Raw genomic sequence first — 16,692 nt, forward strand, 5'->3', positions numbered from 1 at the left:
CATGGCCGTTTCGCTGCGTGAGTACCGCGCGCGGATCCGATCGACCGAGTCGATGAAGAAGATCACGCGCGCCATGGAGCTCATCGCTGCGTCCCGCATCATCAAGGCGCAGCAGCGGGCGCAGGCCGCCGCGCCGTACGCCCGGGAGCTCACCCGAGCCGTGTCGGCGGTGGCGACGTTCTCGAACGTCGACCACCCGCTGACCACGGAGCCGGAGAACCCGACCCGTGCCGCGGTCCTCGTCGTGACGAGCGACCGCGGCCTGGCCGGGGCGTACTCGGCCAACGTGCTCAAGGAGGCGGAGCGGCTCGTCGAGCGGCTCGGCGCCGAGGGCAAGAAGGTGGACCTGTACGTCAGCGGCCGCAAGGGCGAGGCGTACTTCAAGTTCCGCCAGCGGGACGTGGCCCGGGCGTGGACCGGCTACAGCGACCAGCCGTCGTACGACGACGCGAAGGCGATCGGGCAGACGCTGATCTCGGCGTTCCTCACGGAGACCGGCGAGGTCGTGGACGACATCGCCGGCGCCGACGAGGTGCACGTGGTCTTCACGCGCTTCCGCTCGATGCTGGTGCAGGAGCCGCAGGCGATCCGCCTGCTGCCGCTCGAGGTCGTCGAGGGGGAGGAGGCGCCCGAGCAGGGCGACCTGCTGCCGCTCTACGAGTTCGAGCCGTCGGGCACCGAGGTGCTGGACGCGCTGCTGCCGAAGTACGTGCAGAGCCGGATCTTCTTCGCGCTCCTGCAGGCGGCGGCCTCCGAGCTCGCCGCACGTCAGAAGGCGATGAAGTCGGCCACGGACAACGCGGACGAGCTCATCAAGAAGTACAAGCGGATCGCCAACCAGGCCCGCCAGGCCGGCATCACCCAGGAAATCAGCGAGATCGTCGGTGGCGTCAACGCGCTGGCCGACGCCCAAGCCGGGAGCGAGTGAGAAGTAATGACTGCCACTGTTGAAGAGACCCAGGCTGGCGGGGCCACCGGTTCCGTCGGCCGCATCGCCCGCGTCATCGGCCCGGTCGTGGACATCGAGTTCCCGACCGACGCGATGCCGGCGATCTACAACGCCCTCAAGGTCACGTTCGACCTCGGCGGCGAGTCGACGACGATCACGCTCGAGGTCGCGCAGCACATCGGCGACGGCATGGTGCGTGCCATCTCGATGAAGCCGACCGACGGCCTGGTCCGCGGCCTGCAGGTGCGCGACACCGGCGAGTCGATCACCGTCCCCGTGGGTGACATCACCCTCGGCAAGGTGTTCAACACGACCGGCGACTGCCTGAACCTCCCCGAGGGCGAGACGCTCGAGGTGAACGAGCGGTGGGGCATCCACCGCAAGGCGCCGGCCTTCGACCAGCTCGAGTCGAAGACGCAGATGTTCGAGACCGGCATCAAGGTCATCGACCTCCTCACGCCCTACGTGACCGGTGGAAAGATCGGTCTGTTCGGCGGCGCGGGCGTGGGCAAGACCGTGCTCATCCAGGAGATGATCGCGCGTGTGGCCCGCAACCACGGCGGTGTGTCGGTGTTCGCCGGCGTGGGTGAGCGCACCCGCGAGGGCAACGACCTGATGGTCGAGATGGAGGAGGCGGGCGTCTTCGGGCAGACCGCTCTCGTCTTCGGCCAGATGGACGAGCCGCCGGGCACGCGCCTGCGCGTCGCCCTGTCCGCGCTGACGATGGCGGAGTACTTCCGCGACGTCCAGAAGCAGGACGTGCTGCTGTTCGTCGACAACATCTTCCGGTTCACGCAGGCCGGCTCGGAGGTCTCGACCCTGCTCGGCCGCATGCCGAGCGCGGTGGGCTACCAGCCGAACCTGGCGGACGAGATGGGTCAGCTCCAGGAGCGGATCACCTCGACGCGCGGTCACTCGATCACCTCGATGCAGGCGATCTACGTGCCCGCCGACGACTACACCGACCCGGCGCCGGCCACGACGTTCGCGCACCTCGACGCCACGACGGAGCTCTCGCGCGACATCGCGTCGCTCGGTATCTACCCCGCCGTGGACCCGCTCACGTCGACCTCGCGGATCCTCGACCCGCAGTACATCGGCAAGGAGCACTACGACTGCGCCATCCGCGTGAAGCAGATCCTGCAGCGCAACAAGGAGCTGCAGGACATCATCGCGATCCTCGGTGTGGACGAGCTCTCCGAGGAGGACAAGGTCGTCGTGCACCGCGCGCGTCGCATCCAGCGCTTCCTGTCGCAGAACACCTACGTGGCCAAGCAGTTCACGGGCATCGAGGGCTCGACGGTCTCCATCGCGGACACCATCGAGGCGTTCAACAAGATCGCCGAGGGCGAGTACGACCACGTCGCCGAGCAGGCGTTCTTCATGTGCGGTGGCCTCGACGACGTCGAGGCCAAGTGGGCCGAGATCCAGAAGAGCCTCTGACGATGGCCGGCACCCTGCACGTCGAGCTCGTCAGCGCGGACCGCGTGGTGTGGTCCGGCGAGGCCGTCCGCATCATCGCGCGCACCGTCGCGGGTGACGTGGGCATCCTGCCGGGTCACGCGCCGCTGCTCTCGCTGCTCTCGCACGGCGTGGTCGACATCCAGTCCGACGAGGGTCAGACCTGGGTCGCGGCGGTCTCCGACGGGTTCCTCTCCGTCGCCGACAACCGCGTCTCGGTGCTCGCGGAGTACGCCGAGCTGTCGCACGACATCGACCTCGAGAAGGCCCGGGCGGACGCCGAGCGCGCCGCCGCGGCCGGCGAGGACGACACCGAGGCGCTGGAGACCCTGCGCCTCGCCGAGGCGCGGATCCGCGCCGCGGAGCAGGCCTCCTGAGACCTGCGCCACGCACCACCGGCTGCTGCCCGGCCCTCGCCCTCGTGGCGCGGAGCCGGGCAGTAGTCTTTTCCCATCCTCGGCGTGAAGCGGCTCGCGCGGGAGGGACCGGCGAGGGTCGAGGGAGGTGACGGATGCCCCTGTGGCAGGTGGTGCTCGACGTCGTCGCCGTGCTCGTCGGGCTCGTCCTCCTGTACGGGGTGGGTCTCGTCGTCCGTCGCCGCACGCTCTCGCGCCACGGCGGCACCTTCGAGCTCAGCGTCCGCAGCCCCCAGGCACGCCCCGGTCACGGCTGGGTCCTCGGCCTCGGCCGCTACGCGGGCGGACGGCTCGAGTGGTTCCGCATCTTCTCCCTCTCCCCGCGACCGAAGCGAGCCTGGCAGCGCACGGAGCTGGAGTACGTCTCCCGCCGTGCGCCGCAGGGCCCCGAGGCCGTCTCGCTCTACGACGGCCACCTCGTGGTCGAGTGCACGACGCCCGACGGCGTCGACGAGCTGGCGATGAGCGCCTCGTCGCTGATGGGCCTGCAGGCCTGGCTCGAGGCCAAGCCGCCCGGCACGACCGAGCACGTCTGAGCGCGACCGTGGCGAGCGTCCGCATCACCTACTGCACGCAGTGCAACTGGCTGCTCCGCGCGAGCTGGTACGCCGGTGAGCTGCTGCAGACCTTCGCCGACGAGCTGGACGAGGTCGCGCTCGCGCCCGCGACGGGCGGGGTGTTCCGGATCGACGTGACCGTCGACGGCGAGCGGCACGGCGTGTGGAACCGCAAGACCGACGGCGGGTTCCCCGAGATCACCGAGGCGAAGCGCCGGGTGCGCGACCTCGTCGCGCCGGGGCGCTCGCTCGGCCACGCCGACCGCACGTCGGGCTGAGGACCGGCCCGCCACGTCCACCCGTGGGCGGACGACCCCGCGACCGAAGTCGCACGACGTCCGACCATCGGCGGACGCGCCGTCCGGTCGGCGTCCGCGAGGGTGGAGCCATGACCACCGCACTGCAGCTCGCGATCGGCGTCGCGCTCGTCGCGGCCGGTGCCGTCCTCGCCCTGGGGTTCCCCGACGCCGAGCTGGGGTGGTTCGAGGGCCGTCCGCTCGGGATCGTCCTCGTGGTCGTCGGGGTGATCGACCTCGTCGAGGGCCTGTGGCGACGGGGGAGAGCGGCGTGAGGCGCTCAGCCCCGGTCGCCGCCCGGCACCCACAGCACGTCGCCCTGGGCGCGGTTCGCGTGGCGCGCCAGGATGAACAGCAGGTCGCTGAGCCGGTTGAGGTAGGTGATCGCGACGACGTTCATCGTCTCGGCGTGCACCTCGTGGGCGGCCCAGGCGGCGCGCTCGGCGCGGCGCACGACCGTCCGGGCGACGTGCAGGTGAGCAGCGCCGGCGGTGCCGCCGTTGAGGATGAACGAGCGGAGCTTCGGGAGGTCCTCGTTGTACGCGTCGCACCAGCCCTCGAGCCGGTCGACGTACTCCTGCTCGATGCGCAGCGGCGGGAACTCGGGCTCGGCGACGACGGGGGTGCAGAAGTCGGCGCCGACGTCGAACAGGTCGTTCTGCACGTGGGTGAGCACGCCGACGACGTCCTCGTCGAGCCCGCCGACCGAGAGCGCGACCCCGATGTGGGCGTTCGCCTCGTCGACGTCGGCGTACGCCTCAAGCCGCAGGTCCGTCTTCGTCGTCTCGCTCATGTCGCCGAGACGGGTGCGGCCGGCGTCGCCCGTGCGGGTGTAGATGCGCGTCAGGTTGACCATGCCGCCCAGCATGACAGCCGCGCGACGCGGCGAGGAGCGCCGCCACGGCGCCTCGGCGGCGTACAGTGTGGCCCATCTCACACCGCGGCAGCGGGGCGCGGATCGGATGCAACCCGGTCGGCGCCGGAAGCGTCTGTCAGGTGTGAGAGCGCGACTCGGCGAACTCCGGGAGTGAGGCATTCGCATGGATGAGCTCAGCACGTCAGCAGGTCGCAGCAGCGCCGCGGGCAGCCGCATGGAGATCCTCGGCGACGGTCCGCGGTTGCAGCTGGTCGGGGACCTCGACGGTCGCAGCACCTACTGGGTCCGCGACGCCGTCGACGCCGCCGTGGCCGCGTACGAGCGGGTCGTGGTGGACCTCTCCGAGGTCGACAACGCCGACCTGACCGGGCTCCGCGTGCTCGCCGTCGCGAGCTGGCGGGCCACGCACGCCGGGCGCCACCTCCTCGTGGCCGGGCCCCGGCCCGGGGTGCGGCGTCTCATGCACGTCTCGCACCTCGCGCGCCTGCTCGAGGTCGAGCGCCTCGACGTGCCGGCCTGACCCGGCCCCGGTCGGCGGACGCGCGCGGGGGCGCGCCCGCCGATCGGAGGGGTGACATTCCACCCTGCCGGACGTGGTTACTTACGGGTCACTTTCGCTTACTCTGCCCTCATGAGTGACTCCTCGCCCCGCGCCGTCGACGCCGCGGAAGCCCCCACGCCCGCCGCCGTCCCCCAGCGCCCGGCGAAGGACCGCCCGTGGGTGATGCGGACGTACGCCGGTCACTCCACGGCCGAGGCGTCGAACGCGCTGTACCGCTCCAACCTCGGCAAGGGACAGACCGGGCTCTCGGTCGCCTTCGACCTGCCGACGCAGACGGGCTACGACCCGACCAGCCCGCTCTCGCGGGGCGAGGTGGGCAAGGTCGGGGTGCCGGTGCCGCACCTGGGCGAGATGCGCAAGCTGTTCGCCGACATCCCGCTGACCGCGATGAACACGTCGATGACGATCAACGCCACGGCGATGTGGCTGCTCGCGATGTACCAGGTGACCGCGGAGGAGCAGAACCCCGAACTGGACCCCTCGGAGGTGGCCCAGCAGCTGGCGGGCACGACGCAGAACGACATCATCAAGGAGTACCTGTCCCGGGGCACGTACGTGTTCGGGCCGGAGCACTCGCTGCGCCTGATCAGCGACATGATCGCGTACACGGTCCACCAGATCCCGAAGTGGAACCCGATCAACATCTGCAGCTACCACCTGCAGGAGGCGGGGGCGACGCCGACGCAGGAGCTGGCCTACAGCCTGTGCACCGCGATCGCGGTCCTCGACGCGGTCAAGGCTGCCGGCCAGGTCGGCGAGGAGGACTTCGAGAAGGTCGTCGGGCGGATCTCGTTCTTCGTCAACGCCGGGGTGCGCTTCGTCGAGGAGACCTGCAAGATGCGCGCCTTCGTGCAGCTGTGGGACGAGATCACCGCCGAGCGCTACGGCGTGAAGGACGCCAAGATGCGCCGGTTCCGCTACGGGGTGCAGGTCAACAGCCTCGGCCTGACCGAGTCGCAGCCGGAGAACAACGTGCAGCGCATCGTGCTGGAGATGCTGGCGGTGACGCTGAGCAAGAACGCCCGCGCCCGCGCCGTGCAGCTGCCGGCGTGGAACGAGGCGCTCGGGCTGCCGCGCCCGTGGGACCAGCAGTGGTCGCTGCGCCTGCAGCAGGTGCTGGCGTACGAGTCCGACCTGCTGGAGTACGGCGACATCTTCGACGGCAGCACCGTCATCGAGGCCAAGGTGGCCGAGCTGGTGGAGGGTGCGAAGGCCGAGATCGACCGGGTCCAGGCGATGGGTGGGGCGATCGCGGCCGTCGAGTCGGGCTACATGAAGCAGTCGCTGGTCTCCTCGCACGCCGCGCGCCGCTCGCGCATCGAGTCGGGCGACGAGGTGATCGTCGGGGTGAACAAGTTCGAGACGACCGAGCCCTCGCCGTTGACCGCCGACCTGGACGGCGCGATCCAGACCGCCGACCCGGAGGCCGAGCAGGCGGCGATCGCCTCGGTCGAGGCCTGGAAGGCCCAGCGCGACGAGGCCGCGGTCACCGCCGCGCTCGCGAAGCTCGCCGCGGACGCGAAGACGGACGCCAACCTCATGTACGCCACGCTCGAGGCCGCGCGCGCCGGCGCGACGACGGGGGAGTGGGCCTCGACGCTGCGCGAGGTGTTCGGCGAGTTCCGCGCCCCGACCGGGGTCTCCGGCGCGGTCGGCGTGGCCGAGGCCGGCGCGGAGCTCACCGCGGTGCGCGAGCGGGTCGCGGCGACCGGTGACGAGCTGGGCGGCCGGTTGCGACTGCTCGTCGGCAAGCCCGGTCTCGACGGCCACTCCAACGGCGCCGAGCAGGTGGCGGTGCGGGCGCGCGACGCCGGGTTCGAGGTCGTCTACCAGGGCATCCGACTGACGCCGGAGCAGATCACGTCCGCGGCCGTCGCCGAGGACGTGCACTGCGTCGGGCTCTCGATCCTGTCGGGCTCGCACATGGAGCTGGTGCCGGACGTGCTCGAGGGCCTGCGGGACGCGGGCGCGGGCGACATCCCCGTGATCGTCGGCGGGATCATCCCCGACTCCGACGCCCGGCGGCTGCGCGAGCTCGGGGTGGCCGCGGTCTACACGCCGAAGGACTTCGGGCTCACGGAGATCATGGGTGGCATCGTCGACGTGATCCGCCGCGCCAACGGTCTCGGGTAAGGGTTGGCTTCGCTGATCTGCCCGGTCGTCCCGTAGCATCCGCGACGTGGGCAAGTCGAAGGGGAAGAAGAAGCTTCCCAAGCTGAAGTGCTGCGAGTCGAAGTCGCGGTGCGGTCGCTGCCCCCTGCGCATGCTGAAGGAGGGCACGCTGCCGGACGGGTACACCGTCAAGCACCGCCACCTCGTGCGCGTCGACGGCAAGAAGGTCAGCAAGAAGAAGCTGCAGAAGGCGGCCTGAGCCCCGCGCGACGCCCCGCGGGACGCGAGGTCTGCTTGAATCGTCGTGGGCCGTCCGGCCCGGACCGACGACCGAGGAGATCCCGCATGCCCGCCGCCCGCTTCGCCGAGCAGCTCAACGTCCAGATCGGCAACGAGCTCGCGGCGCACAACCAGTACTTGGCGTGCGCGGTCCACTACGACGCCTTGACGATGCCGCAGATGGCGGCGTTCTTCTACGGCCAGGCGCTCGAGGAGCGCGAGCACGCGATGATGATGGTGCAGTACCTCCTCGACACCGACGCGGACGTGACGATCCCCGGCGTCGAGGCGCCGACGTCCGGCTTCGCCGACGTGGTCGCCCCGGTGGAGCTCGCGCTCGCGCAGGAGAAGAAGGTCACCGAGCAGATCAACGGACTGCTCCGGATCGCCCGCGAGGAGCACGACTACGCCTCCGAGCAGTTCATGCAGTGGTTCATCAAGGAGCAGGTCGAGGAGGTCGCCACCATGAGCGACCTGCTGACCGTCGTCACCCGCAGCCGCGACGACGTGAACGACATCGAGGAGTACGTCGCGCGCGAGCAGGGCGGCGAGGGTGCCGACCCGACCGCCCCTCCGGTCGCCGGGGCCTGAGCATGAGCCGCGTGATCGTCGTCGGCGCCGGCGTCGTCGGTCTCACGGCGGCCGTGCGGCTGCTCGAGGCCGGGCACCGGGTGGACGTGGTCGCGCGCGACCTGCCGCTGGAGACGACCTCCTCGGTCGCGGCGGCGATCTGGTACCCGTACCTGGCGCTGCCACGGGCCCGCGTCGCGGACTGGGCCCGCACCTCCTACGCGGTGCTGGACGCCCTCAGCGACACCGAGCCCGCGGCCGGCGTGACGATGCGCGACGGCACGGAGCTCTCCCGTCGCCCGACGGGCGAGCCGTGGTGGGCGGCCTCGGTCCCCGGGCCGACGCCCGCCCGTGAGACGAGCCTGCCGGACGGGTACGCCAGCGGCTGGTCGTTCCGGCTGCCCGTCGTCGAGATGCCGCTGCACCTGCGGTGGTTGCACTCGCGGGTCGAGCAGCTGGGCGGGACCGTCACCCGCATGAACCTGTCGGCCCTGCCGACGCACGCGGACGTCGTGGTCAACGCGACCGGCATCGGCGCCCGGCTGCTCGCCTCGGACCGCACGGTGGTCCCGGTGCGGGGCCAGGTCCTCTACGTCGAGCAGGTCGGCCTCGAGCGCTGGTGCCTCGCGCCGGGCGACGGCGACGGCGACCACCCGACGTACGTGGTCCCGCGCTCCGACGACGTCGTGGTCGGCGGCACCGAGATCGAGGGGGAGTGGAGCCGCACCCCCTCCCCGGAGACGGCGCAGGAGATCCTCGAGCGGGCCGCGCACCTCGTGCCCGAGCTGCGGGGCGCCCGCGTGCTGCGCCACAAGGTGGGCCTGCGCCCGCTGCGGCCCTCGGTGCGCGTCGAGCGCGTCGACGACGTCGTGCACTGCTACGGCCACGGCGGCTCGGGGGTCACCCTGGCGTGGGGCTGCGCCGAGGAGGTCGTACGCCTCGTCGGCGGCGACGCCGCAGGGGCCCGCCGCGACGCCGGCGTCAGCGGCGCCCGCGCCGACGGCTGAGCAGCACCGCCACGGCGCCGCCCACCACCAGCCCGACGACCCCGCCCAGGAACGGCCCCCAGGCCGTGCCCGTCGCGCGCCCCAGGACGACGCCGAGCGCCGCGAGCAGCATCGCCCCGAGCAGCCAGGCGGCCGCGACGAGCGCCTCGCGCAGGAACAGCTCGGTGAACGAGGCCGCGACCCCGTTGCGGGTCATCGGCGTCACCCGGACCACGGCGGCGGGCGGCAGCGCGCCGTACACGTGCGGGTAGCGGTCGTCGCCGACAGCGTCCTCGCGCCAGGGCACCCCGGCCTCCTCGAGGCGGTCCGTGTCGACCGTCAGCAGCACCAGCGGCTCGGCGAGGTCGGCGTAGTAGCGCTCGAAGACGCCGCGGACCTGCTCGCGCCGCGCGGCGTGCAGGAAACCTTCCTGCTCGAGCGTGCGGCCGCGGGTGGACGTCGTGTACGCGCCGTCCGCCTGCGCACGGGTCCAGTCGGAGACGGTGGAGATGTGGAAGATCAGCACGTCAGCGCTCCGGGTAGGCCAGCAGGTGCTCCGACCACGCCTCGGCGGCGCGTCGCAGGTGCGCCGAGGGTACGACGAGCGCGACCGCGCGGGGCGCCTCCTCGCCGGGGGGCAGCGCCCGGGACGCGAACGTCGCGGTGAGGTGGACGGACCCGCCCGCCTGCCGTCCGATGCGGAGGCCGAGGCAGGGCTCGACGAAGCCGAGGCGGGCGGGCGCGCGGCCCGCTGCAGCCTCGCGGAGCCAGTGCGCCAGAGCGCCGGCCTCGCTGGTCGTCAGGCACGGGGCGCGGAAGGCCCACCGACGCCCGCCGTCGACCACCTCGCCGTCGACGACGAGCCAGTTGGCGTCGTCGTCGTACCCGTCGTGGTGGTCGAGGGGCCCGGTGCGGTCGGGGTGCTCGTAGTGCGCGACGCGCAGCGTCAGCCCGTGCCCGGACGCGTCGTGGAGTCGCAGGGTCACGGCGTACGCCTCAGAACAGCCGGTCCTCGACGTCGTCGATGCCGCGCAGGGCGTCGTAGTCGACGACCGCGCAGGCGATGCCGCGGTCGGTGGCGAGCACGCGGGCCTGCGGCTTGATCTCCTGGGCGGCGAAGATGCCGCGCACCGGGCCCAGCCGGGTGAGGGCGGGGTCGCGGTTGAGCAGCTCGAGGTAGCGCGTCAGCTGCTCGACGCCGTCGATCTCGCCGCGGCGCTTGATCTCGACGGCCACGGAGGCGCCCGCCGCGTCGCGGCACATCAGGTCGACGGGCCCGATGGCGGTGGGGAACTCCCGGCGCACCAGCGTCAGCCCGTCGGCCAGCGTCGCGGGGTGGTCGGCCAGCAGCGCCTGCAGGTGCTTCTCGACCCCGTCCTTCTGCAGGCCGGGGTCGACGCCCAGCTCGTGGCGGGAGTCGGAGTGCACCTCCTCGAGGAGGATCCGCAGGGTGTCCCCGGGGCCCTTGCCGGACGCCGTGCTGGTGACCGTCCACTCGACCTGGCCGTCGTCGGTCGCGCCCTCGCGCAGCGTGCACGGCGGGCTCATCCAGTTCAGGGGCTTGTAGGAGCCCCCGTCCGAGTGGACCAGCACCGAGCCGTCGGCCTTCACCATGATGACGCGCGTGGCCATGGGCAGGTGGGCGGTCAGGCGGCCGGCGTAGTCGACCTGGCAGCGAGCGACGACGATTCTCACGCCGGAGGAATCTACCCGCGCACGACCGCGGCGGGTCCGGCGGTCGGGTTCGACAACAGGCGGGTCACGATCGACCGTCAGCCGTTGACGCTCCCCGTCCGGGACGGGTTGTGTCGGTGCGCATGACCTCAGCGCACCCACTGCTGGCCCCCTCCGGCAGCCAGGACCTGGCCGCCGAACCGACCCAGTCCGGCTGGATCGGGGACCTCGAGACCACGATCAGCGACGCCTTCGAGCCGGTCGCCACCGCTGTCAGCAACGTCATCTTCTACGCCCCGACCATCGGCGGGGTCACCTTTCCGCTCATCGTGCTGTGGCTGGTCGCCGCGGCGGTCATCTTCACCATCTACTTCCGCGGCATCCAGTTCCGCAGCGCGGGCCTCTCGACCAAGCTGGTCCGCGGCACGTACAGCCGGCGATCGGACCCGGGCGAGATCACCCACTTCCAGGCGCTCACCTCGGCCGTGTCCGGCACCGTGGGTCTGGGCAACATCGCCGGCGTCGGCGCGGCCGTCACCCTCGGCGGTCCCGGTGCGACCTTCTGGATGATCCTGGCGGGCCTGTTCGGGATGTGCACGAAGTTCGTCGAGTGCACCCTGGGCGTGAAGTACCGCGAGGTCCACGAGGACGGCACCGTGACCGGCGGACCGTTCCGCTACCTCCCGGTCGCCTTCGAGCGGTTCGGGAAGATCCCGACCAAGGTGCTGACCGGCATCTTCGCCGTCGCCCTGTTCTTCTTCGGCGCCGTCGGCGGCAACATGTTCCAGGCCAACCAGACCTTCGCGCAGGCCAAGGAGGTCACGGGCGGCGACGACGGGATGCTCTCCTCCGCCGGTGCCGCACTGGGCTTCGGGATCGTCCTGGCCGTGATGGTCGGGGCCGTCATCATCGGCGGCATCCGCTCGATCGCCAGTGCCACCGCGCGCCTCGTCCCCGCGATGGGACTGATCTACCTCACGGCCTGCGCGCTCGTCATCGGGTTCAACATCGACCACGCCCCCGGAGCCGTCGGCTCGATCGTCACCGGAGCGTTCCAGCCGGAGGGCGTCGCCGGTGGCGCCATCGGCGTGCTGATCATCGGCTTCCAGCGCGCGGCGTTCTCGAACGAGGCGGGCGTCGGTTCGGCGCCGATCGCCCACTCCGCGGTCAAGACCAAGCACCCCGTCAGCGAGGGTTTCGTCGCGCTGTTCGAGCCGTTCATCGACACGGTGATCGTCTGCACGATGACGGCGCTGACCATCGTCATCGCCGACACGGCGTTCTACTCCGAGCAGCGGCAGATCGTCGCGGACGGGGGACCGGCTCCGGACGGCGTCGTCGTCACCTCGAACGCCTTCGAGACGTTCGTGCCGTGGTTCCCGGTCGTCCTCGCCCTGGCCGTCGCGCTGTTCGCGTTCTCGACGCTGATCACCTGGTCCTACTACACGATGAAGGCGTGGACGGAGCTGTTCGGCCGCTCGCCGCGCAGCGAGCTGGTCTTCAAGGTGGTGTTCTGCTCCTTCACCGTGATCGGCACGGTCATCTCGTTCGGCTCCGTGATCGACTTCGCGGACTCGATGCTCTTCGTGTGCGCGATCGTCAACCTGCTGGCCTGCTACCTGTTGCTGCCGGTCGTGAAGCGCGAGCTGCGCTCGTTCCGCGCCGGTCTGAAGGACGGGTCGATCGCGCCCGTGCCGAAGGAGGAGCGCCGGATGGTCTGACGCCCCCGTCGGGCGGGCGCACGGGCGTGCGCCTGCCCGACCGGACGGGCGAACTTCTCTGCGCCCAGGTACTTACCCACGAGTAGGTTTCGTGCCATCATCCCGGCCATGACCTCTGGAACGAACGAGCAGATCAGCGCCACCCTGGTCTACCCGTACCTGAACCACGCGGTGCGGATGTACGAGCAGGCGTACGCCTCCCGCGGCGACGTCGACGCCGGCATGCGCTTCGGCTGCGGCTACCCCGTCGGCCCGCTCGCGGCGCTGGACGAGATCGGCCTCGACGTCGTGCGCGACGCGCTGGCCGCCCGGTACGCGCAGACGGGTGACCCGCTCCACCGTCCCGCCGAGCTCCTCGAGCGACTGGTGGGCGAGGGACGCACCGGCAAGGCGTCGGGTCGGGGCTTCTACACCTACGCCGACGGCGAGGTCGTCGCCGACGACGAGACGCCCACGGCCGACGACGCCCCGGCCCTGCGTCACGAGATCACCCGGGTCGGCGTCGTCGGGACCGGGACGATGGCCGGCGGCATCGTCGAGGTGTTCGCCAAGGCGGGCTACGACGTCGTCTACGTCGGGCGCAGCCAGGACAAGCTGGACGCCGTGGTCACCCAGATCACCCGCAACCAGGACCGCGCCATCGAGAAGGGGCGCAGCGACGCCGCGACGAAGGACGCGATCCTGGGGCGCCTCACCGGCGCCACCGAGCGCGAGGCGCTGGGCGACGTGGACCTCGTGGTCGAGGCGATCGCCGAGGACCTCGACGTCAAGACGGAGCTCTACCGCGACCTGGACCGGATCACGAAGCCGGGGGCGATCCTGGCGACCACCACGTCCTCCCTGCCGATCACCCAGCTCGGCGCCGCCACGAAGCGGCCCGAGGCCGTGATCGGGATGCACTTCTTCAACCCCGCCCCCGTGATGAAGCTGGTCGAGGTCGTCACCACCGACCAGACCTCCCCCGAAGTGGACGAGACCGTGCGGGCCCTGTGCGCCTCCGTGGGCAAGGTCGCGGTCTCCTGCGGCGACCGCTCGGGCTTCATCGTCAACGCCCTGCTGTTCCCCTACCTCAACGACGCGGTGCTGCTCGCCGAGGCGGGCGAGCACCAGCTGGTCGAGATCGACGCCGCGATCAAGGCGCAGGTCGGGCTGCCGATGGGCCCGTTCGAGCTGCTCGACGTGGTCGGCACCGACGTCTCCCTGGCCATCCAGAAGGAGCTGCACGCCGAGTTCGGCGAGCCGGGCCTGAAGCCCGCGGCGACCCTGGAGAGCCTGGTCGCCCAGGGGCGCCTGGGGCGCAAGACCGGGGCGGGCTTCCACGAGTACGCGTGAGCGCCCGCGGTCGGCGCTGCCCGGGCTTGACGGCGGGTGTTCGATGGGCGCCATGGTCGCCACAGCAGGTCGGGTGCAGGCACGACGGTTCGACCGCGCGCGGCGGGGAGCGGCCGCAGCGGCCCTCCTCGCCATGGGCGGCGCGGCGCTGGCCGCCTGCTCGGGCGGGGACGACGAGGCGGCCCCGACGCCCACGGTGACGGTCACGGAGACCGTGACCCCGGACGCGTCGCCCACGAGCACGGGCACCGGCGGCTCCGACGAGGGCGGCGCGGGCGGAGGGGCGACCTCGACGCCCACCACGGCGCCGACCGACGGCGGGGGAGGTGCGGGGGGTGCCCTGCCGACCGACGCGCAGGCGTACGCCCAGGCGTTCGTCGACGCGTGGCAGGCCGGTGACCGGCCGGCGGCCGAGCAGCTCGTGCGCGACCTCGACGACGCCGACGAGCTCTTCGACGAGGACGACCTGCGCGGTACGCCCGCACTGCAGGGCTGCGAGGGAGCGGCGGGGTCGTCGTACTGCACGTTCGTCGGCGACAACTACCAGGTCGTCGTCCAGGTCGGGAACGAGGCGGCCTCGGCCGGGCAGCCGGGTGCGATCTCCGACGTCGAGGTCGACGACTGATGGTCCGTCGGGGACCGCGGGGCGCCCGGGCCCTGGTCGCGCTGCCGGCCGCGCTCGTCGTCCTCCTCGGCTGCTCGGCCCAGGGCGGGACCGACGACGGCGCGGAGGACGGTGGTGCCGGTGACGACGCGGCCGCGGGCCGGGAGGTCGCGCTGCCGCCCGCCGACGCCCGCTGGGACATCCAGCTCGGCGGACCGCGCGACGTGCCCGAGGACGTCTCGATCGTCGAGCGCGACCGGACGGCGGAGCCGACCGGCGGCTACGACATCTGCTACGTCAACGGCTTCCAGGGCCAGCCCGACGAGGAGGAGCGCTGGGCGGACTCGGAGTTGATCCTGCGCGACGACTCCGGCGAGCCCGTGATCGACGAGGTCTGGCAGGAGTACATCTTCGACATCACCACGCCGGAGAACCGCGAGGCGCTGGTGGACGAGCTGGGCCCCGAGATCGAGGGCTGCGCCGACGACGGGTTCGACGCCGTCGAGCTCGACAACCTCGACTCCTTCTCGCGCAGCGGGGGCCGCATCGCGGAGGCCGACGCCGACGCGTACGCCGAGCTGCTCGTCGACGCGGCCCACGAGGCGGGGCTCGCAGCCGGCCAGAAGAACCGTGCGGGCTGGGACGGCACCAGCGTGGGCTACGACTTCGCGGTCGTCGAGGAGTGCGGCGCGTTCTCCGAGTGCGACGCCTACGTGGAGGCCTTCGGCGACCACGTGCTGATCGTGGAGTACACCGAGGAGGGCTTCGAGGCCGCCTGCGACAGCCTCGGCGGCCAGGTCCCGATCGTGTTCCGCGACGTCGAGCTGGCTCCCGACGGCGAGCGCGAGTGGTGCGACTAGCCTGGCCCGCGTGGGCCAGAAGATCCGAGCGAACTCCGTCCTCCCCGCCGTCCGCGAGGAGCTGACCCTCGAGACCGCGGACGGCCTGAGGCTGGTCGCGAACCTGGCGGTGCCGGAGGACCGCGCGCCGGTCGCGACCATCATCTGCCTGCACCCGCTGCCCACCCACGGCGGCATGATGGACAGCCAGGTCTTCCGCAAGGCCGCCTTCCGGCTGCCGGCACTGGCGGGCGTCGCCGTGCTGCGCTACAACTCGCGCGGGACGTGGAGCGAGCAGGGCACCAGCGAAGGCACCTTCGACAACGGCGTCGGCGAGCGCTTCGACGTCGCAGCCGCGATCGAGTACGCGGAGTTCCACGACCTCCCGGACGTCTGGCTGGTGGGCTGGTCGTTCGGCACGGACGTCACGCTGATGCACGGGCTGGACCCCGTGGTGCGGGGCGCGGTCCTGCTCAGCCCGCCGCTGCGCTACTCGCAGCCGGAGCACCTGGCGGCGTGGGCCGACGACGGCCGCCCGCTCACCGCCCTGGTCCCCGAGCTCGACGACTACCTGCGACCCGACGAGGCGCGCGAGCGCTTCGCGGCCGTGCCGCAGGCCGAGGTCGTGCCGATCGAGGGCGGCAAGCACCTGTGGGTCGGCAACGCGGAGCGCGCGCTCGACGAGATCGTCGCCCGCGTGGCGCCCGACGTCGCCCGGCCGCTGCCGAGGGAGTGGGACGGCCCGATGACGACGGCCGACACGAGTGCCTACAACGCGCACAACCTCGCCGCGTACAAGGACGTCGCGGTGCCCGGACCGGCCCAGCGCTCCGCGGACCAGGGCTGAGGGCCGCCTCCGGCCGCCCGGCGGTCCGGGCGGCCTCGGCGGTTCAGGTCGTCTGACGGGCGCGGTACGCCGCGACGGCGGTGCGGTTGCCACAGGTCGTGGAGCAGAACTTCCGCGACCGGTTCCGCGACAGGTCGAGGACGATGCCGGAGCACTCGTCGGCCGCGCAGGTCCCGAGCCGGCTCATCTCGTCGGAGCGGATCACGTCGACCATCGCCATGGCGGTCTCGACGAGGATCCGGGCCGCCAGCGGCTGGTCGGAGTCGACGGCGTGCAGGTGCCAGTCCCAGCCGTCGTGGCGGGCCAGCTGCGGCAGGGCGCGCGCCTCGGCCAGCATCGCGTTGACGGTCTCCACCGCGTCGTCGCGCTCGCTCGTCAGCAGTGCGCGCAGGCGGGGACGCAGGGCCCGGACCTCGTCGAGCTCGGCCCTCGTGCGGTCGTGACGGCCCGCGTACTCGAACCCGCTGAAGAAGTCGTCCAGGTCCGCGACCGACGTCAGCGTGTCCGGCTCCTCCGCCGTGTTGGCCAGCGTGACCGCCGCGGAGAGGGACATCTCGGTGTCATGCGCGAAAAGCATTTTGACACCTTACCAACCGGGTCGTACTGTCAT

General features: G+C 71.9%; 21 protein-coding genes. 16 read left to right on the top strand and 5 right to left on the bottom strand.

The window, feature by feature from the left end:
* The first annotated feature begins 1 nt into the window (after window position 1).
* From RDV89_RS18630 to RDV89_RS18655, 6 genes are all read left to right on the top strand, one after another.
* Window positions 2-928, top strand: a complete 927-nt coding sequence (locus RDV89_RS18630; protein WP_315735535.1) for a F0F1 ATP synthase subunit gamma — start codon at window positions 2-4, stop codon at window positions 926-928.
* 6 nt (window positions 929-934) lie between these two features.
* Window positions 935-2,392: a F0F1 ATP synthase subunit beta gene (gene atpD, locus RDV89_RS18635; RefSeq protein WP_315735537.1), complete on the top strand. Its 1,458-nt coding sequence runs from the start codon at window positions 935-937 to the stop codon at window positions 2,390-2,392.
* Window positions 2,393-2,394: 2 nt separating this feature from the next.
* On the top strand, window positions 2,395-2,787 hold the full coding sequence (locus RDV89_RS18640; RefSeq protein WP_315735539.1) for a F0F1 ATP synthase subunit epsilon: 393 nt from the start codon (window positions 2,395-2,397) through the stop codon (window positions 2,785-2,787).
* 134 nt (window positions 2,788-2,921) lie between these two features.
* Window positions 2,922-3,362 carry a DUF2550 domain-containing protein gene (locus RDV89_RS18645; RefSeq protein ID WP_315735542.1) on the top strand — a complete coding sequence of 147 codons (441 nt, stop codon included), beginning with the start codon at window positions 2,922-2,924 and terminating at the stop codon, window positions 3,360-3,362.
* An 8-nt stretch (window positions 3,363-3,370) separates the two neighbouring features.
* On the top strand, window positions 3,371-3,661 hold the full coding sequence (locus RDV89_RS18650) for an Rdx family protein (RefSeq protein WP_315735544.1): 291 nt from the start codon (window positions 3,371-3,373) through the stop codon (window positions 3,659-3,661).
* 110 nt (window positions 3,662-3,771) lie between these two features.
* The gene (locus RDV89_RS18655; RefSeq protein WP_315735546.1) at window positions 3,772-3,954 is read left to right on the top strand and encodes a hypothetical protein; all 183 of its coding nucleotides are present in this window, start codon (window positions 3,772-3,774) and stop codon (window positions 3,952-3,954) included.
* 5 nt (window positions 3,955-3,959) lie between these two features.
* Here RDV89_RS18655 and RDV89_RS18660 read toward each other — a convergent pair whose 3' ends face one another.
* Window positions 3,960-4,535: a cob(I)yrinic acid a,c-diamide adenosyltransferase gene (locus RDV89_RS18660; RefSeq protein ID WP_315735803.1), complete on the bottom strand. Its 576-nt coding sequence runs from the start codon at window positions 4,533-4,535 to the stop codon at window positions 3,960-3,962.
* 184 nt (window positions 4,536-4,719) lie between these two features.
* On the opposite strand from RDV89_RS18660, the gene RDV89_RS18665 reads away from it, so the two are divergent.
* The 5 genes from RDV89_RS18665 (at window position 4,720) to RDV89_RS18685 (ending at window position 9,086) form a co-directional block, all read left to right on the top strand.
* A complete protein-coding gene (locus RDV89_RS18665; protein WP_315735547.1) occupies window positions 4,720-5,076 on the top strand; it encodes an STAS domain-containing protein in 357 nt (118 codons plus the stop codon).
* Window positions 5,077-5,187: 111 nt separating this feature from the next.
* Window positions 5,188-7,251, top strand: a complete 2,064-nt coding sequence (locus RDV89_RS18670; RefSeq protein WP_315735549.1) for a protein meaA — start codon at window positions 5,188-5,190, stop codon at window positions 7,249-7,251.
* A 46-nt stretch (window positions 7,252-7,297) separates the two neighbouring features.
* Window positions 7,298-7,489 (top strand): hypothetical protein, encoded by a 192-nt coding sequence (locus tag RDV89_RS18675; protein WP_315735550.1) that lies wholly within the window; start codon window positions 7,298-7,300, stop codon window positions 7,487-7,489.
* A gap of 86 nt (window positions 7,490-7,575) precedes the next feature.
* On the top strand, window positions 7,576-8,100 hold the full coding sequence (locus RDV89_RS18680) for a ferritin (RefSeq protein WP_315735552.1): 525 nt from the start codon (window positions 7,576-7,578) through the stop codon (window positions 8,098-8,100).
* A gap of 2 nt (window positions 8,101-8,102) precedes the next feature.
* Window positions 8,103-9,086: an FAD-dependent oxidoreductase gene (locus RDV89_RS18685; protein WP_315735554.1), complete on the top strand. Its 984-nt coding sequence runs from the start codon at window positions 8,103-8,105 to the stop codon at window positions 9,084-9,086.
* On the opposite strand, the gene RDV89_RS18690 is transcribed toward RDV89_RS18685, so the two are convergent.
* The 3 genes from RDV89_RS18690 to nucS are packed head-to-tail and all read right to left on the bottom strand — an operon-like array spanning window position 9,061 to window position 10,760.
* Window positions 9,061-9,591 (bottom strand): DUF952 domain-containing protein, encoded by a 531-nt coding sequence (locus RDV89_RS18690; protein WP_315735557.1) that lies wholly within the window; start codon window positions 9,589-9,591, stop codon window positions 9,061-9,063. The genes RDV89_RS18685 and RDV89_RS18690 overlap by 26 nt on opposite strands.
* Window position 9,592: 1 nt before the next feature.
* The gene (locus tag RDV89_RS18695; protein WP_315735559.1) at window positions 9,593-10,051 is read right to left on the bottom strand and encodes a WapI family immunity protein; all 459 of its coding nucleotides are present in this window, start codon (window positions 10,049-10,051) and stop codon (window positions 9,593-9,595) included.
* A gap of 10 nt (window positions 10,052-10,061) precedes the next feature.
* The gene (nucS, locus tag RDV89_RS18700) at window positions 10,062-10,760 is read right to left on the bottom strand and encodes an endonuclease NucS (RefSeq protein WP_315735561.1); all 699 of its coding nucleotides are present in this window, start codon (window positions 10,758-10,760) and stop codon (window positions 10,062-10,064) included.
* A 122-nt stretch (window positions 10,761-10,882) separates the two neighbouring features.
* On the opposite strand from nucS, the gene RDV89_RS18705 reads away from it, so the two are divergent.
* The 5 genes from RDV89_RS18705 (at window position 10,883) to RDV89_RS18725 (ending at window position 16,082) form a co-directional block, all read left to right on the top strand.
* Window positions 10,883-12,460: an alanine/glycine:cation symporter family protein gene (locus RDV89_RS18705; protein WP_315735563.1), complete on the top strand. Its 1,578-nt coding sequence runs from the start codon at window positions 10,883-10,885 to the stop codon at window positions 12,458-12,460.
* 108 nt (window positions 12,461-12,568) lie between these two features.
* Window positions 12,569-13,792 (top strand): 3-hydroxyacyl-CoA dehydrogenase family protein, encoded by a 1,224-nt coding sequence (locus RDV89_RS18710; protein ID WP_315735565.1) that lies wholly within the window; start codon window positions 12,569-12,571, stop codon window positions 13,790-13,792.
* A 52-nt stretch (window positions 13,793-13,844) separates the two neighbouring features.
* A complete protein-coding gene (locus RDV89_RS18715; RefSeq protein WP_315735566.1) occupies window positions 13,845-14,417 on the top strand; it encodes a hypothetical protein in 573 nt (190 codons plus the stop codon).
* Entirely contained in the window at window positions 14,417-15,256 is an 840-nt protein-coding gene (locus RDV89_RS18720) for an endo alpha-1,4 polygalactosaminidase (RefSeq protein ID WP_315735568.1), read from the top strand. The genes RDV89_RS18715 and RDV89_RS18720 overlap by 1 nt, the downstream gene beginning before the upstream one ends.
* Window positions 15,257-15,266: 10 nt before the next feature.
* Window positions 15,267-16,082, top strand: coding sequence for an alpha/beta hydrolase (locus tag RDV89_RS18725; RefSeq protein ID WP_315735570.1), 816 nt, complete (start codon window positions 15,267-15,269; stop codon window positions 16,080-16,082).
* Window positions 16,083-16,125: 43 nt separating this feature from the next.
* Here RDV89_RS18725 and RDV89_RS18730 read toward each other — a convergent pair whose 3' ends face one another.
* A complete protein-coding gene (locus RDV89_RS18730) occupies window positions 16,126-16,659 on the bottom strand; it encodes a CGNR zinc finger domain-containing protein (protein ID WP_315735572.1) in 534 nt (177 codons plus the stop codon).
* Window positions 16,660-16,692 lie beyond the last annotated feature (33 nt).

It is taken from the genome of Nocardioides imazamoxiresistens, assembly GCF_032378595.1.
GTDB lineage: Bacteria > Actinomycetota > Actinomycetes > Propionibacteriales > Nocardioidaceae > Nocardioides > Nocardioides imazamoxiresistens.

Coding starts and splice junctions, on each gene's coding strand:
- RDV89_RS18630 (WP_315735535.1), top strand. CDS start 2: ATGGCCGTTTCGCTGCGTGAGTACCGCGCGCGGATCCGATCGACCGAG.
- atpD (WP_315735537.1), top strand. CDS start 935: ATGACTGCCACTGTTGAAGAGACCCAGGCTGGCGGGGCCACCGGTTCC.
- RDV89_RS18640 (WP_315735539.1), top strand. CDS start 2,395: ATGGCCGGCACCCTGCACGTCGAGCTCGTCAGCGCGGACCGCGTGGTG.
- RDV89_RS18645 (WP_315735542.1), top strand. CDS start 2,922: ATGCCCCTGTGGCAGGTGGTGCTCGACGTCGTCGCCGTGCTCGTCGGG.
- RDV89_RS18655 (WP_315735546.1), top strand. CDS start 3,772: ATGACCACCGCACTGCAGCTCGCGATCGGCGTCGCGCTCGTCGCGGCC.
- RDV89_RS18660 (WP_315735803.1), bottom strand. CDS start 4,535: ATGGTCAACCTGACGCGCATCTACACCCGCACGGGCGACGCCGGCCGC.
- RDV89_RS18665 (WP_315735547.1), top strand. CDS start 4,720: ATGGATGAGCTCAGCACGTCAGCAGGTCGCAGCAGCGCCGCGGGCAGC.
- RDV89_RS18670 (WP_315735549.1), top strand. CDS start 5,188: ATGAGTGACTCCTCGCCCCGCGCCGTCGACGCCGCGGAAGCCCCCACG.
- RDV89_RS18680 (WP_315735552.1), top strand. CDS start 7,576: ATGCCCGCCGCCCGCTTCGCCGAGCAGCTCAACGTCCAGATCGGCAAC.
- RDV89_RS18685 (WP_315735554.1), top strand. CDS start 8,103: ATGAGCCGCGTGATCGTCGTCGGCGCCGGCGTCGTCGGTCTCACGGCG.
- RDV89_RS18705 (WP_315735563.1), top strand. CDS start 10,883: ATGACCTCAGCGCACCCACTGCTGGCCCCCTCCGGCAGCCAGGACCTG.
- RDV89_RS18710 (WP_315735565.1), top strand. CDS start 12,569: ATGACCTCTGGAACGAACGAGCAGATCAGCGCCACCCTGGTCTACCCG.
- RDV89_RS18715 (WP_315735566.1), top strand. CDS start 13,845: ATGGTCGCCACAGCAGGTCGGGTGCAGGCACGACGGTTCGACCGCGCG.
- RDV89_RS18720 (WP_315735568.1), top strand. CDS start 14,417: ATGGTCCGTCGGGGACCGCGGGGCGCCCGGGCCCTGGTCGCGCTGCCG.
- RDV89_RS18730 (WP_315735572.1), bottom strand. CDS start 16,659: ATGCTTTTCGCGCATGACACCGAGATGTCCCTCTCCGCGGCGGTCACG.